11 protein-coding genes are annotated in these 15,543 nt (G+C 75.2%); 9 read left to right on the top strand and 2 right to left on the bottom strand.

All coding sequences use genetic code 11. The annotated features are described in order from the left end of the window. Nucleotides 1-164 precede the first annotated feature (164 nt). From WMF44_RS11235 to WMF44_RS11215, 5 genes are all read left to right on the top strand, one after another. Nucleotides 165-785 carry a LysE family transporter gene (locus WMF44_RS11235; RefSeq protein WP_437299119.1) on the top strand — a complete coding sequence of 207 codons (621 nt, stop codon included), beginning with the start codon at nucleotides 165-167 and terminating at the stop codon, nucleotides 783-785. Between the two features lie 89 nt (nucleotides 786-874). Beyond that, the gene (locus WMF44_RS11230; protein WP_437299118.1) at nucleotides 875-3,154 is read left to right on the top strand and encodes an iron-containing redox enzyme family protein; all 2,280 of its coding nucleotides are present in this window, start codon (nucleotides 875-877) and stop codon (nucleotides 3,152-3,154) included. Between the two features lie 9 nt (nucleotides 3,155-3,163). Further along, entirely contained in the window at nucleotides 3,164-5,164 is a 2,001-nt protein-coding gene (gene asnB / locus WMF44_RS11225; protein ID WP_437299117.1) for an asparagine synthase (glutamine-hydrolyzing), read from the top strand. Next, nucleotides 5,161-6,126, top strand: coding sequence for a diiron oxygenase (locus WMF44_RS11220; RefSeq protein WP_437299116.1), 966 nt, complete (start codon nucleotides 5,161-5,163; stop codon nucleotides 6,124-6,126). Before asnB ends, WMF44_RS11220 begins: the two co-directional genes overlap by 4 nt. Next, nucleotides 6,123-7,547, top strand: coding sequence for a phospholipase D-like domain-containing protein (locus WMF44_RS11215; protein ID WP_437299115.1), 1,425 nt, complete (start codon nucleotides 6,123-6,125; stop codon nucleotides 7,545-7,547). Before WMF44_RS11220 ends, WMF44_RS11215 begins: the two co-directional genes overlap by 4 nt. Nucleotides 7,548-7,552: 5 nt before the next feature. Here the strand turns inward: WMF44_RS11215 and WMF44_RS11210 are convergent, their stop codons facing one another. Next, entirely contained in the window at nucleotides 7,553-8,341 is a 789-nt protein-coding gene (locus WMF44_RS11210; RefSeq protein ID WP_437299114.1) for a CPBP family glutamic-type intramembrane protease, read from the bottom strand. Nucleotides 8,342-8,355: 14 nt separating this feature from the next. Beyond that, entirely contained in the window at nucleotides 8,356-9,699 is a 1,344-nt protein-coding gene (locus WMF44_RS11205; protein ID WP_437299113.1) for an MFS transporter, read from the bottom strand. A 343-nt stretch (nucleotides 9,700-10,042) separates the two neighbouring features. Between WMF44_RS11205 and WMF44_RS11200 the strand changes: the two genes are divergently transcribed. The 4 genes from WMF44_RS11200 (at nucleotide 10,043) to WMF44_RS11185 (ending at nucleotide 15,537) form a co-directional block, all read left to right on the top strand. Further along, entirely contained in the window at nucleotides 10,043-11,323 is a 1,281-nt protein-coding gene (locus tag WMF44_RS11200; RefSeq protein ID WP_437299112.1) for a hypothetical protein, read from the top strand. 156 nt (nucleotides 11,324-11,479) lie between these two features. Beyond that, nucleotides 11,480-12,697, top strand: coding sequence for a hypothetical protein (locus tag WMF44_RS11195; protein WP_437299111.1), 1,218 nt, complete (start codon nucleotides 11,480-11,482; stop codon nucleotides 12,695-12,697). Then, nucleotides 12,698-13,723: a diacylglycerol/lipid kinase family protein gene (locus WMF44_RS11190; RefSeq protein ID WP_437299110.1), complete on the top strand. Its 1,026-nt coding sequence runs from the start codon at nucleotides 12,698-12,700 to the stop codon at nucleotides 13,721-13,723. 140 nt (nucleotides 13,724-13,863) lie between these two features. Continuing rightward, nucleotides 13,864-15,537, top strand: a complete 1,674-nt coding sequence (locus WMF44_RS11185) for a serine/threonine-protein kinase (protein ID WP_437299109.1) — start codon at nucleotides 13,864-13,866, stop codon at nucleotides 15,535-15,537. The last annotated feature ends 6 nt before the right edge of the window (nucleotides 15,538-15,543 follow it).

The raw sequence follows: 15,543 nt of genomic DNA, 5'->3' as shown, positions 1-15,543 counted from the left end.
TCGACTGGTCTCCTTGTCGTGTGAATGAACCCCGACCCAGCGCCGCCGGCCATACCCCTCCTGGCTACGCCAGCGGAGGCCAAATCATCTCAAGGGCATGGATCCGCGCTCAAGTGAAAGCACGAAGCGCACGCCGATGAAGCGCACGCTGGTAATGATGAACCATGGCGCTCGCGCTCGTCGTGGGGTTCCTGCTCGGTTATCTCGGCACGATCCCGGCGGCGGGGCCGCTGGCCGTCCTGCTCGTGGCCGCCGCGCTCGCGGGGCAGCCCCGGCGCGTCTTGCTGCTCGCCATCGGAGGAGCCCTCGCGGAGGGGCTCTGGGCGCTCGCCGCGGCGCGCGGGCTCGGGTGGGTCCTCGAGGCGCACCCCGCGATCGATCGCGCCCTGCGAACGGGCGGCGCCGCGCTCGTCATGGCGATGGGCCTCGCCCTGGCGCTCGCGCCTCGACGCGCCGCCGAGGCGCCCTCCTCCGGGCGCGCGACATCGGCGCTCCTTACCGGGTTCGTCCTCGTCGCCTTCAATCCGTCGTTCCTGGCGTCGTGGATCGCCTCGTGCGCCGTGCTCCGCGCGTACCCTGCCCTCGCGCCCGCCGTCGCGCCGGCCCACGCGGTCGCGCTCGCGGTGGGCGCCGCCGCGGGCGTGGTGAGCTGGTTCGCGACGCTCGGGCGATTGCTGGCGCGCTACCGCGAGCGGCTCGGCGCATGGCACGGGCACCTTGTGCGCGGCCTCGGCTGGGCGCTGGTGGCGCTGGGGCTCGCGGGGCTCGTGCAGCGGCTCGTGTGAGATCCGTGCCCTGTGTGGACGCCGGTCGCGCGCCCGCATAACGTCGTTCGGATGCGGGTAGACGCCGGCAGCCTGCGTCGTCCGGTCGTATGAACGCCCTTCATACCCTCGCATCAGACCGCGCGGCGAGCCCTGGGTCGCGCGCCTCGGGCGCGTCGCCGCGCGCGATCTACCGCAGGCTGCGGGCCGGCGAGCCGGCCCCGGAGGATCTCGCGGACGAGCCCGCGCCGGAAGCCGGAGCCCCCGACGGCATCGAGGCGTTCTTTGCGGCCCTGACCGCGCTCCGCGACGAGGACGAGCGATGCGGCGCCTCCAGCTCCGATGACGCCGAGCCGGCGCGGGTCCTGCTCGGCTATGCGCCGACCGCCCTGCTCGACGGGTGCTGGCTCGCCGCGGCGGTGCGCGTGCGCCACGCCGACGGCGCGCTCGGCGCGGCTTGCCTCGACGCGTTCTACCTCGAGTGCGGCGAGGGCGACCCCGCGCGGCACCACGGCGCCCTGTACGGCGCCGCGCTGGCCGCCGCGGGGCTCGCACTGCCGGATCTAGGGAGCCCCGGGTTCGAGCGCTCCGTCTGCCTCGCCGACGCGGATTTCGCGCTCGCGATCCCGGGGCTCCGCGCCGCGCAGCGCGGGGACGCGAGGCTGCCCGAGGCGCTGGGCCACCACGCGGCGGCCACGGTGCTGGGCCTGTCCACCGCGGTGCGCCGGGCCGCTTCGCGCGCGCGCTGCGACGGCCTGTACTTCGCCGAGCACGCGGAGGGCGCGGCGACGGCACGCCGGGCCCGCGATCTCGCGCGGCGGTGCCTCGAGGCGCACGCCGCGGGCGGGGCGCCGGACTGGTCGCGCGTGTGGCGCGGCGCCTGGTCGCTCTGGGCCGCGCGGCGCGCGTGGCTCGCGTCGCTCCGGCCCGCCGCCGCGCCGTCCGCGTGGGAGGCGATGCTGGCGCTCGTCGAGGCGAAGGCGCGCCACGCGTTCGGATTTCACGGCCGCGTCCGGCTCGACGGACAGGCGCTCGACGACGCGCTCGATCCGGCGCGGCTCGACGCGCGCCGCGTCCTCCTGCGCCTCGCGCGCTCGCCATGGATCGTGCCGGGGAGGCCCGACGAGAGCCCGCTGGTCACGCGCTCCGTGCAGTTCGGCGGGCCGATGTTCGGCGTCTTCACCGACGCCGAGGTCGACGTGATGCGCGCCTGGATCCGCGCGCTGATCGAGGCGCCGGAGCCTCCGGCCTCCGCCCGCGCGATCCGCAGCGCGGAGGAGCATGAGGGCTCGCCGCGCGTCGATCACGACGGGGCCTCGATGGACGTGAATCGCCGAGGAGGATCCACCCCTCGCGCGCAGGCGCGCGCAGGGCTCCCCCTGCCGGAGCTGTACCACCGGCTGCTCTGCGCCCGCGGGCCCGGGGACGTGGACCGCGAGGCGGGCGCGCTCGCGCGGGCGCACGTCGAAGCGATGCTCCGCGAGGTGCACGGCGAGGTGTCTCCCGCCCGGCTCGCCGCGGATGGGCGCTGGCCCTGGTCCGCCGCGGGGCTCTCGCGCTGGGTCGACGCGCGGCTGCGCGAGCAGATCTTCGAGGAAGGGCACGCCCATGCGCACTCCACGGCGGGACCGCATGCGGCCCCACACCCCGCGCGCGAGCACACGCAGCCCACGGGCGGCGCGGGCATCGCGCGCGAGATCACGCGCGACGAGGCCGTCTGGCTGCTCACCCAGCTCGCGCCGGCGGCCGTGATCGACGGCGCCTGGCTCCAGGGCATGACGGCCCCCGGCGCGCTCCACACGCCGGTCGCGGCGCTCCTGCTCCGGATCTACCGCGACGAGCTCGGCGCGGGCGTGCCCGCCCAGCACCACGGCAACGTGCTGCGCAGGGCGCTCGCGGAGCAGGGCGTGACGCTGCCGCCGTGCGACGCGCGCGCGTTCGTGGAGCGGGGCGATCTCCTCCCGCAGGCGTTCTCGATGCCCGTGCTCTGGCTCGCGTTCGCGCAAAGGTCCACGGAGCTCTTGCCCGAGCTGCTCGGCCTCAACCTGGCGATCGAGATGGCCGGCATCGGCCGCGGGTACGCCATGGCCGCCGCGCTCCTGCGGCGCCACCGGATCGACCCGTACTTCTTCGACCTGCACAACACGATCGACAACGCCGCGTCGGGGCACACAGCGTGGTCGATCGAGGCCATCACCCGGCTCATGGACGCCTGCGCGGCGCCCGGCGACGCGCTCGCGATCGAGCGCGCAACGCTGCGGATCTGGCGCGGATACGCCGCGTACGCGCGCGCGAGCCGGCCGCTCGTGCGCGCCGTCGCGGTGCGCCTCGGCCCACGGCTCGGCTGGCGCTGGCTCCGGCGGCACCTGCTCGGGGACACGGGGAGGTAACGCTCGATCATGTGCGGCATCGTCGGAGCGCTGGACCTCGCCGGGCGACGCACGTTCGATCCCGCGCGCCTCGACCGCATGGCGGCGAGCGTGCGGCACCGCGGCCCGGACGACGGCGCCTCTTTTTCGGCGCCAGGGATCGCCATGGCCACGCGGCGCCTCGCCATCGTCGACGTCGCGGGCGGCCGCCAGCCGATGGCCGACGCGGGCGGCCGCGTGTGGGCCTCGTACAACGGCGAGCTGTTCAACCACGCCGAGCTGCGCGGCGAGCTCGCGGCGCGCGGGCACACGCTGCGCACGCGGTGCGACACCGAGCTGTGGCCCGGGCTCTACCTCGACGCGGGCGAGGGCGCGTTCTCCCGCGCGCGCGGGCAGTTCGCCGTGGCGCTCTGGGATCGCGAGGCGCGCACGCTGCTGCTCGGCCGCGACAGGATCGGGATCTGCCCGCTCCACTACGCGGTGGCGGACGGCTGGCTCCTCTGGGCCTCGGAGATCAAGGCGATCCTGGCGAGCGGGCTCGTGCGCCCCGAGGCCGATCCGGCGGGCATCGACCACGTCTTCTCGCTGTTCGCCGCGGGCACGCAGCGGACGTGCTTCCGCGGCGTGCGCTCGATCTGGCCCGGGCACTACCTCCGCGCGCAGGGCGGCGCGGTGGAGCAGCGGCGCTACTGGGACCTGGATTTCCCGGCCCAGGGCGAGGAGCGGCGCGTCGCCTCGCTCGACGCGCTGATCGAGGAGACGCGCGCCTGCCTGCGCGACGCCGTGCAGCGCCGCCTCGTCTCCGACGGCCCGGTGGCGACGTACCTGAGCGGCGGGCTCGACTCGACGCTGGTGCTCGGCCTCGCCCGGGAAGCCCGCGGCGACGCCCCCATCGCGTCGTTCACCGTCGGCTTCGACGGCGCCGGGCCCGACGAGCGCCGCCGCGCGACCCGCAGCGCGGCGCGCCTGGGGGCGCGGCTCGAGACCCTGGTGCCCTCGCCGACGGAGATCCTCGAGGCCCTCCCGCGCGTTGTGGAGGCCGCCGAGGGCCCCGTGATGGACACGGCCGACGGGTGCGTGCTCCTGCTAGCCGAGCGCGCCGCGCGCCGGGGGTTCAAGGTCGTGCTCACGGGCGAGGGCGCGGACGAGGCGATGGGCGGCTACGTCTGGCACAAGACCCACCGCGCCATGGAGCGCCTCGCCCGCGTCCACGCAGCCTTGCCGCGCGCGATCCGCGGCACGCTGGCCGAGCTCGCGGCGCCCGGCACACCCGCGCCCACGTTCCAGGACCACTTCGGCGACGTTCGCCCGAGCCTGCTCGACCTGTACGAGCCGCTCTCCCGCGCGCGCTGGCTGTTCTATTCGGATACGATGGCCGAGCGCGTCGCGGGCCACGACCCGTTCTCCGAGCTCGACATCGCGCCAGCGCGGATGCGCCGCTGGGATCCGCTGAATCGGTCGCTCTACGTGGAGTACAAGCTGATGCTGGCCGGACACCTCCTGGTGGGCAAGGGCGACCGCGCGGCGATGCGCTCGGGCGTGGAGCACCGCTACCCCTTCCTCGACGAGGCCTTCGTCGACCTCGCAAGCGGCCTCTCGCCGGCGTACAAGCTCCGCGGGCTGCGGGAGAAGTGGCTCCTCCGCGAGGTGGCGCGGCGGGCGCTCCCGCGCGACGTCGCCGACCCGCCCAAGGGGATGTTCAAGGCCCACGCGCTCTGCGCGCTCGGGCCCCAGCCCCGCTGGATCGCGCAGCTCGTGAGCCCCGAGTCGCTGCGCAAGACGGGCTACTTCTCGCCCGCGAAGGTCGCGCGCGAGCAGCGCTTCCAGCGGCTCCTGCCCGCGCTCGCCCCGCGGCGGATCGTCGCCGACGGGAGCTACTCCGCCGTGGTCACCACGCAGCTGTGGCACCACCTCTTCCTCGGCGGCGGGCTGTGCGAGCTGCCCACGTGGTCGCCGCCCGCGGCCGGCCCAGCGCCCGCGGCCACAGACGAGCGCGCGGTCGCGTCGATCGAGAGGACGGTCCCATCGTGAGCCTCCAGCTCTCCGCCGATCCCGCGCTCTCCGGCCACGAAGGCAGCCCTCGCACGCCGCCTCACGACGGAGAGGCCGCCGCGAGGGAGGACCGGCTCCACGCGGCCGTGCGCCGGCGCTGGGACCGCATCGACTGGACGCGGCCGATCCCGCCCGAGGCGCTGGTGATCCCCGAGGCGCACTACATGGACGTCGCGGGCCTCGGGCTCACCGAGCGCCAGCGCGTCGCGATCAACCGGCTGTTCGCGTGCTTCACGTGCGAGCTGTTCATCCACTTCGAGGGCTACGTCATCCGGTACCTCGATCGGTCGGCCCACCGCGCGCCGTACCTGTCCGCGCCCGTCGTCGCCCGCTTCGTCGCCGAGGAGCGCACGCACGCGGAGATGTTCCGCCGGCTTTTGCACAGGCTCCGGCCGGATCTCTACCCGACCGACGCGGCCCCGCCGCGCTTCCTGCGCTGGGGCCGGGGCGACGACGCGGCGCTGCGCCTCGCCCCGGCGGGCACGTTCTTCCTGCTCGCGTGGTACTTCGAGGAGATCACGCTCTTCGTGCCGCGGGCGATCGAGGCCCGGCCCGACCAGAGCGCGGCGCTCGTCGCCGAGATCATGGCCCTGCACGCGCGCGAGGAGGCGCCGCACGTCGCCATCGACGAGCGCGTGCTCCTGCACCTGAACGAGCGCTGTCCGCGCTGGCTCGCCGCGATCCAGACGGCCCTCGCGCTGCCCTTCCTCGTGTACGTCGACGGCGTTGTCGGCGACGCCTGGCGCCGCCTGGTGGCCTCGGCCGGCAGCGAGCTGGGCCTCGACGCCGCGCAGCGGCGGCGGCTCGGCGCGCGCGCCCCGACGCAGTCCGATCGCTGGGGCACCGAGAGCTTCACGCGCAAGCTGGAGGGCCGCGAGCTCGCGGGAGCGCGGCCGCTCTGCTGGGCGCTGCGGCGCGCGCTGCGCGCGGATGCCGCGTGAGCTCCGGGCTCGCGTACATCGGCGACAGCCACGGCATCCTCTCCGCGTGCCGCGACCTCATCGAGGCCGCCGAGCGGAGCGTCGTCCTGCAGATGTACCTCTTCGCGGCGAACGGCGACCAGACAACGCTGCTGCCGCGCCCGGGCGCGTTCCCCTACGCCGACACGGTCGCCGACTGGCTCATCGCCAAGAAGCGCGCCCGGCCCGAGGTGACCGTCGTCGTGATCCTGGACAGCAACACGCCCGCGAACCCCGCCCTGACGCGCCGCCGCGGCGCGCTGGTGCGGAGGCGCCTCGCGGACGCGGGCGTCCTCGTGCTGAACGCCTGCCTGTTCGGCGCGCGGTTCGACCGGCGCCGCCGGCTCCTGCCCCGGATGAACTTCCACCTCGACCACGCGCGCGGGCGCGTGCCGATCGAGGACTGGGTCGAGCACCAGAACCGCTGGCAGGTGCTGCACAACGTCGAGGATCACCGGAAGAACCTGGTGATCGACGGCGGGCGCGCCGGCGCGATCACGTCGCACAACTTCATCGACGCGGCGTTCGACTGGCACGAGAACCTGTTCTGGCTGACGGGCGACGTGGCCCGCCGGCTCTGGCGCGTCGCGATGGCGGCGATCGGCGAGGCGCTCACCATTCCGCAGGCGATCGGCGCCGAGGGCCGCGCCGCGCTCCACGCGCTCGTCGCAGGCGCCGCGCGCGCCGGGCGCGGGCCGGACGATCTCGGGACGGAGCGCGACTCCCCGGCGCCCACGCTCGCGCCGGTGCCGGGGTACGCCGGCGGCCTGCGCGTCCCCCTTCCGCCGCCCGGCGCGCTCACCGCCGCGGACGACGAGACGTGCGCGCTCGTCGAGCATGAGGCGATCCGCGCGCGCCTCACGGACCTGTTCGACGGCGCGGAGGCGGGCGACGAGCTCCTCGTCGCGACAACGTACCTCTCGGACCTGCCGATGCTCGAGGCGCTCGAGCGCGCGGCGGCCCGCGGCGCCCGGGTGCGCGTCCTGATCGACTCCATCGACGCGCTCCCGCTGCCGCCCGCGGCGGCGTGGCTCATCCGCAACCTGGTCAACCACCACGGGATCACCCGCGCGCTCGAGGCCGAGGCGCGGTGGCCGGACCGCTTCGCGCTGCGCGTGCACGACTCGCGCGGCGGGGCGATGATGCACCTCAAGACCGCGGCGCGGCTGGGCGCTCGGCCGATGCTCGTGGGCGGTCAGGCCAACTTCACGCCCAACTCGTTCTCGCGCGCGTGGCTCGAGACCGACCTCGAGACCCGCGATCCGGCCTTCGTCGCCGCATTCGCGGCGCACTTCGAGCGGCTCTGGGGTCTGCCGGCCTCGCGGCGCACGTCGAGCGGCCGGGGGTCGCGGGCGCGCTCGGCGCTGCTGGGCGCGTTCGAGCTGCTCGGCCTCCGGCCCTGACGCGCTCAGCGGAGCATGCCGATCACCAGGGCGGCGATCGTCGCGTCCGCGACGATGTGCGCGAGCACGGGCGCGAGGAGCCCGCGGGTGTGCTGCCGCAAGAGGCCCAGCATCACGGCCCAGCTGCCCGCCAGGAAGACGCCCAGCAGCCCCCGCGGGAAGCCGTGCGCGTGCTGCGCGCCGAACGAGGCGGCCTGCAGGACCACCGCGACGCGCGCGCCCCACGCCGCCGCGAGGCTGGGCTGGAGCACCCCGCGCCAGATCACCTCCTCCAGCGTGGCGTTCAGCACGGCGAAGACCGCGCCTCCCGCGATGAGCACCGGCGTCGACACCTGGAGCAGCTCCGAGCCGGTGATGTCGCGGAGGTCGGGCCGGGCGAGCGCGAGCCACCCGACGAGCGCGACCGGCGTGACGCCGCCGACGAGCGCCGTCCAGCGCTTCGGGAGCCCGCCGGCCGCGCGCCAGCCCTCGGGCGGGCGCAGCGCGGGCGCGAGCCGCGCGAGGCCGCCGTAGGCCGCGAGCGCCAGGATCATGGCGAGCTGCCAGACGACGCCGAGGCGCATCGCCACCACGATGCACGCCACGAGCGCCGCGACGGCGCGCGCCGGCCCCTGCGCCACGCGGGCCGCGAGCAGCGCCACCAGGGCCGCGGCCACGGCGACGGCGAGCGTCGCGCGCGGGAACGCGGGCGCGTCGAGCGCGGCCTGGAGCGCCAGGAGGCCGAGGGAGACCAGGCTCAGCGCGCGGCCTGTGCGCGCCTTCGGCTCGGAGGCGGCGGACGTGGGCTCTTGCATCGGGATCGGTAATGCTAGTCGCGCGGCACCAGGCGCGACAGGACGACCCCCGGGATCGACGCCGCGAACGCGATCGCGAAGAACGCCGTGAACCCCGCGCTGGCGGCCAGGTAACCGCTCGCGCTGCCGGCGAACGTCGCGGAGACGGACATGAGCGCCGACCCGATCGCGAAGTGCGACGACTTGTACCCGTCCACGCAGCGCCGCATCAGGAACACCGCGAGCACCGCCGTCCCGACGCCTGCGGCGAGCTGCTCGAGCGTGACGAGCGCGACGACCCACGGGAGCGACGGCCGCGCCCACGCGAGCGCCACGTACAGCAGGATCGCCAGGCTCTGCACGAGCGCGATCGGGAAGATGGTCCGCGCGAGCCCCCACCGCTTGATGATCACCCCGCCGAGGATCGAGCCGGCGATCGAGGCGACCGTCCCGACCCCGCCCACGTTGCCCCGCGCCGCCGTGTCGAGGCCGAGGCTCTTCAGCAGCGGCGACGACATCGCGAACATGAGCGCGTCCCCCGCCCGGTAGCAGAGGATGAACGCCAGGCTCGACGCGATCTGCGGCTGCCGCAGGTACACACGGAACGGCTCGACGTAGCGCCGCAGCCCGGTCGCTCCGGGCGCGGCGCCGGCGCCGGGCGTCGCGGCCGGGCGCGGCAGCCCCGCGGCGTGCGCGATCGCGAGCAGCGCGAGCCCGCCCGCCGCGACGGCGAACGCCGCGCCGAAGGACGCCCAGCCCGCGAACGCGACGAGCAGCGCGCCCGCGAGCAGCGCGAGCCGGTACGCGCCGACCCGCAGCCCGGAGAACGCCGCCTGCGCGTCCTTGTCGAGCGCCTGCAGGTAGAAGCCGTCGACCGCGATGTCGTGCGTCGCCGCGGCGACCGCGACCGCCCCGAACAGCGCCGCCACGAGCCATATCGCGCCGCTGTCCGCCGCCGCAGCGAGCCCGAGGACGATCGCGGCGAGCGCAACCTCGACCGCCACGAGCCAGCGCCGCGGGCTGCCGTGGAGGTCGACCAGCGGGCTCCAGAGGAACTTGAGGTTCCACGGGAGCCCGTAGAGCGACGTCAGCCCGATGATCTCCAGGCTCGCCCCCGCCGCCGTGAAGAACTCCCCCGCCACCTTGTGCGCGATCGCGTAGGGCAGGCCCTCGGCAAAGTAGGTCGACGAGATCCACAGGCCCCGGCTCGCCCCTCCCGCCGCCACGCCGGGCGCCGCCGCCACGCCGGGCGACGCCGCCTCACCGGGCGCCTCCGAGGAGGCGTCACGCCTCGGCGCCTCCGCTCCCGGCTCGGGCAGCGCGGCGCGCGCCGGGACCGCGGGCTCGACGGGCTTGTGGGATGTAACGGCAGCCTCCACGCCTTCTCCGCACCCTTACACGATGCGCCCTGGGACGGAGCAAGTTCCAGGACGCCCGACCGCGGAAGCAAACACGACGCCGTGAGGCCGCGACGCCGTGAGGCGGCGAGGACGCAGCGCACTCCATCGCGAGCGACGCTGTGGTATCGGTCCGGCATCTGGTTTACACGGTGAACTGCATGCGACGGGCTCACGCTCCCTCGGTGTCCCCTTGCCGTCACGGCGGCGACGCCGATCGTGGCGCTTCGTGCCGCTCCGGCCGTGCGGCCGCGCTCGCGCGCGCCGACCTCGCGCCGACCCGGCCGGCGCCTTGGCCATCTCCGGTCTCTCCGAGGGAGCCAGCGTGAACGAGTACACCCGGCGCGAGGAGGTCCGCGCCACCTTCATCGCCTCGGCCATCCTCGTCCTGTGCATCGCCGTGGCGGTCCTCCGGCTCGTCACCGTGGAGGGCAGGCTCGTCCCCGACCCGGGCGCGCGGCGCCAGGCCGAGGAGTCCGAGGCCCGCGTCGCGCCCGCGCGGGCGTGCGCCCTCGCCGGCGAGAAGCTGATCGTCGAGATCGACCTGTTCAAGGCCGCCGCGAAATCGGCGCGCATGCCCGACCCGGGCCAGGCGCCCCCCGCGCCGCCGCCGGCGGCGACGACCACGAAGGGGCGCCCGCCCCGCAACGCGCCGCCGCCGCCGAAGCCCAAGGAGCCGGACAAGCAGGGCGCGTGGGCCTCCGCCCAGCCGCTCTACAAGCAGGTCAAGACCCTGGCGGGCTGCCGCGAGGCGACCGAGGCGCTCCTCGGGGCGCGGGTGAACGCCATCCCCGCCTGGGAGGCCATCGCCAAGGCGGCCGCGATCACGCCGCCGGGCGCCGCGGAGGCCGAGCAGTTCGAGGCGGCGAAGCAGCTGCTCTCGCTCGTCGCCGACATCCCGGCCGACAAGGTCGCGCAGGCCACGAAGGACGCCGAGGCGGCGTTCAAGGCGAACGCGGAGCGCGACCGGGATCGCGCGCTCACCGCGGTGGTCCGCGAGCCGCTGCCCCAGGGCGTCTTCTCGCGGCGCGTGGCCGTGAGCGTCGGCGTCGGGCTGACGGTCTGCGCCCTCTTCATCAGCTACCTGGGCGTGCGGGCCGCCTCGATGCGCCGCCTCGCGACGCTGCTCCCGCTGCGCGAGGCGGTCCGCAGCGGGCGCCCGGGCATGCAGGCCGCGGAGATCCTGAAGACCGCCGCTGCGCACAACAGCGGCGAGCCCGGCCTCGTGATCGGCGCCGCCATCGGCGGGTTCTCCGCCGCCCTCCTCGCCCCGAGGGACGCCGACCTGTTCGTCGCGGGCGTCATGGCGGGCCTCCTCATCGGCCTCGGCGCGCAGTGGGCCTTCCGCCTCGCCCTCGGCGCGGGCCGCTGGCGCGCCCGCACCACGGAGCTCGCCGAGGTCGAGAAGCCGGCCATCCCCATCGTGCTCGTCCTGAGCGGCGTGAAGCCCGGCCTCGAGCTCGAGTTCGTCCAGTTCCTCCGCTCGCTGCCCCCCGCCGACGCCGCCGCGGCGGTCGAGAAGCTCGCCTCCCAGGCCGAGGAGCGCATCCTCGCCGCCGCCGACGCGGGCGCCGCCCTCACCCACGGGAAGCCGCCGCCAGGGTGACGCCGGCAGCGTGACGCCGGCCAGCGCAGGGGGCGCGCCTGCCCCCTGCACGACCCCAGAACGCCCGCGGGGTGTCCCCGCGAACACAGCGCGGCGGCGGCCCTGCACCGAGCGCTCGATCCGCACGCCGTTCCATGGAATGGAGGCGCTCCCGACATGAGACACCCCCTGCAGGCCCGCCGGCCGTCCGGGCGATGGGCGCTCCTCTCGCTGCTCGCCGCCACCTGGTGGCTCGCCGCGCCCCCTGCAGCGGCGCAGGACACGGCCGCTCCGAAGGTCGCCGCGCCGCAGGCCGACGACGCTCCGCCCGCGACGCACGTCGCCTCGCTGCAGGTGGACGGCCCTCCGGCCGCCGCGCCGCAGGCCGACAGCCCTCCGGCGGAGGACGGCGCGCCCCCGACGGACGGAGCCGCCGGGGCCGGCGCGCTGTCGGGCGGCACCGGCGGCGCCGGCGGCGCGGCCTCGGAAGCGCGCGATCCGGCCGAGCGCAGCGCGGCGCGGCGCGACAGGCCCGGGGCGACGAGCAGCCGCCCCACGCCCCCGAAGAAGCGCCGCGGGGACATCAACCCGTGCATGACGCCCGATCCGGGCTGGGGCGTCTACGACCGGTGGTCCCGCGCGCCCTCGATCGGGCAGATGATCATGCCCCACCGGGGCGGGGTCACGAAGCGCGGCGGCTTCGACGTCATCATCCACTTCCACGGCCACGAGGCGCTCCGGAAGGAGTTCGTCAAGACCGCCGAGGGCGCGGTCCTCGTCGGCATCGATCTGGGCATCGGCTCGGGCGCGTACTCGAGCGCGTTCTCGGCGCCGTACGTCTTCGAGAACCTGCTCGACAGCATCGAGCGCGCCGTCGCGAAGAAGACCGGCAAGAAGAAGGCCTACATCCGCAAGCTCGGCCTCTCATCGTGGAGCGCGGGCTACGGCGCCGTCGAGCAGATCCTGCGGCAGCCGGCCGGCAAGCGGGTCGACGCCCTCGTGCTGCTCGACTCGCTCCACGCCGGGTACGCCGACGAGCGGCAGCACAAGCTCAAGGTCGCGCAGATCGAGCCGTTCATCGCGTTCGCGAGGCGCGCCGCGGCGGGCGAGGCGTTCATGTTCATGAGCCACTCCTCCATCCTGCCGCCCGGCTACGCGTCGACGGCGGAGACGGCGGACTTCATCGTGCGGCAGCTGCGGGGCAAGCCGAGGGGCTCCTCCCGCGCCGACGTGCTCGGCCTCGACATGATCCGGCGCTTCGACCGTGGCGACTTCCACGTCCGCGGGTACACCGGCGACGACAAACCCGATCACTGCGCCCACCTCGGCCTGATGGCGGACGTCGTGCGGGTCCACCTCAACCCGCGGTGGAAGTCGCCGCGAGGCCGGCGCTAGATGGGCGGCATCGGCGTCATCATCAACCCCCGCTCGCGGCAGAACCTGAGCGATCCCCGCGCCGCGGTCCGGCTCGCGCGCGCGCTCGGCGACCACGGCGTCGTCCGCGCCGCGCGCTCCCGCGAGGATCTCGCCCGCATCGCGGAGGACTTCAGGAAGCTCTCCATCGACGTGCTCGGCATCTCCGGGGGCGACGGCACGAACCACGTCACCATCACCGGCTTCCTCGACGTCTACGAGAACGAGCCGCTGCCGCCGATCGCCTTCCTGCGCGGCGGGACGATGAACACCGTGGCCAACGCCGTGGGCGTCCCCCGCGGGCGCCCCGACGGCCTGCTCGCGGGGCTCATCGCCCGCTACACCGACCGCGGCCGGCACCCGCTGCGCTGGATCGAGCGCCACGTGATGCAGATCGGCGCCCACTACGGCTTCATCTTCGGCACCGGCTGCGTCCACGGCTTCATCGCCGAGTACAACCGCAGCGAGGAGCGGAGCGCGCTCTGGGCCGCCAAGGTCCTCGCCCGCGCGAGCGCCGCCGTGCTCCTCAACACGGGCACCCAGGTCGCCGCGCGCTGGCAGGGCCGCGTCCACTTCGAGGACGGCTCGGCGTTCCCGGACCGCGACTACCTCGCCGTCGCCGCCGGCACGGTGGACCAGATCGGCCTCGGGTTCCGCCCGTTCCACCGCCATGACGAGCGCCCGGAGAGCTTCCACATGCTGGGCATCCACACCTCCGCGCTCGGCTTCGTCAGGAAGCTGCCCGACATCTGGCGGGCGCGGCCGATGGGCGAGGCGCACACGTTCGAGAAGATCGCCCGGCGCGCGGTGCTCGAGGCCAGGTCGGGCGTGGTCCACTACGTCTGCGACGGCGACGTGCACGAGCACGCGGGCCCGCTCACCGTGCGCATCGGCCCGCGGGTGAAGATCCTCGTGGAGCACAAGTCCGGCCATCGCCCCGCCCGGCCCGCGTCGCACGATGTGGGCGGCCGCGGCGAGCGCGCGCATCCCTGCGGAATCGTACGCTGATCATGCATGGATCACGCGCTGACCATGCACCGACGGCGCGGCGGCGCGCGGGCAGGCAGCGGCGCGCGGGCGGGCAGCGACGTACGGGTGCGCGAGACCATGGCTGTGGGAGGCCAGCAAAGTTAGACTGCGTTCGCTCCATGCCGCCGCGCTCCTCCTCCGCGCCCGCCTCGTCGACGGACTCGACCCCGCGGCACGAGAGCGCGAGCCGCTCGTTCGCCTCTTCTGCGGCGTTCCCGCGCGCCAGCGCTCCGGACTCGCTCGACCCGGAGCTGATCGATCCGTCCCTCGTGACACCGCCTCCGGAGGCCAGCGCGCCGTCGCCCGCTCCGGGGAAGGCGGCGCGGCGCATCTACCGCGAGGGCGACGTGATCGGCGGAAAATACCGCCTGCGCTACGTCCTCGGCGAGGGCGGCATGGGGATGGTGTGGCTGGCCCACAACGACGTCCTCAACATCGACGTCGCCATCAAGTTCATCCGGCGCGAGGTCAACTCGACCGAGGCGACGGTGCGCCTCCACCAGGAGGCGCGCGCCGCCGCGCGGATCGATCACCCCTCGATCGTCCGCGTGATCGACTTCGGGGAGTCCGAGCACCGCGACCCGTACATCGTGATGGAGGTGCTCCGGGGAGAGCAGCTGGTCGAGGCGATCGAGCGCAGGAAGCGCTTCTCGCCCACGGCGGCGCTCCGCATCCTCCTGCCCATCGCGAGCGCCGTCGCCGCGGCGCACGACCGGAGGATCGTCCACCGCGACCTCAAGCCCGAGAACATCTTCCTCGTGAAGAACGATCGCGGCGACATCACCCCGAAGATCGTCGATTTCGGCATCGCCAAGGTGTGGAGCGAGACGGCGAGCGGCGAGATGACCAAGGCGGGCACGGTGCTCGGCAGCCCCGATTACATGTCGCCCGAGCAGGCGCGCGGCATCACCGACGTCGACGGGCAGACCGACGTCTGGGCGTTCGCCGTGGTGCTCTACGAGACGATCACCGGCCAGAAGCCGTTCCAGGGCGGCAACTACCACGACCTCGTGGCGGCGATCCTCGTCAAGGATCCGACGCCGATCACCGCGCTCGGCGTGGGCGACGAGGCGCTGTGGGCCATCATCGCGCGCGGCCTCGGGAAGGAGCGCTTCAACAGGTGGCGGACCATGCGCGAGATGGGCGTCGCGCTCGCGCGCTGGGCGATCGAGAACGGCGTCGTGGAGGACGTGACCGGGACCTCGCTCGCCGTGCACTGGCTGAGCGACGGCGAGCAGCGACCCCTCTCCGAGCGGCCGGCGGTGCGGGCGCAGCAGCGGCGCATCTCCGAGCGGCCGGCGGCGCGGGCGCAGAGGAGCAGCGAGGACCACCGGGAGGTCGCTGTACACCCTGTCCACCAGGGCGCCGCTCGCCCGACCGGGGATCGGCGGCGCGCCGCCGTCGTCGCGGCGGCGGGGCTGGCGACGCTCGTGATCCTCGGCGCCGCGCTGTTCTCCCTGCGCGCCATGACCGCGCGGGACGGCGGCGCCGAGCCCGCGCCCGCGGCGCCGCCCGCCGCGTCGCAGGTCCAGCCGCAGGCCGCCGCCGCACGATCGAGCGAGCAGCAGAGCCCCGCGCGCGAGAGCCTCCCCGAGCCAGCCCGCACGGCCGAGCCGCAGCCCTCGGCCGGCGCGGCCCGCCTCGGACCGGCGGAGAGCCCCACCGCGAGCGCCCCCGCGCGGGGGCCCGCGCCGGCGCCCCGGAGCGCCGGCGCGCGACGGACCGCGCCCTCGCGGGCGGGCGCGAAGACCACTGGCGCTGCCTTGCCGGTCCCGGCCCGGCCTAACTTCTAGCGTCGC

The organism is Sorangium sp. So ce426 (assembly GCF_051475585.1).
GTDB classification, from domain to species: Bacteria; Myxococcota_A; Polyangia; order Polyangiales; family Polyangiaceae; genus Sorangium; species Sorangium cellulosum_B.
This window is presented reverse-complemented; position numbering and strand designations above follow the sequence as displayed.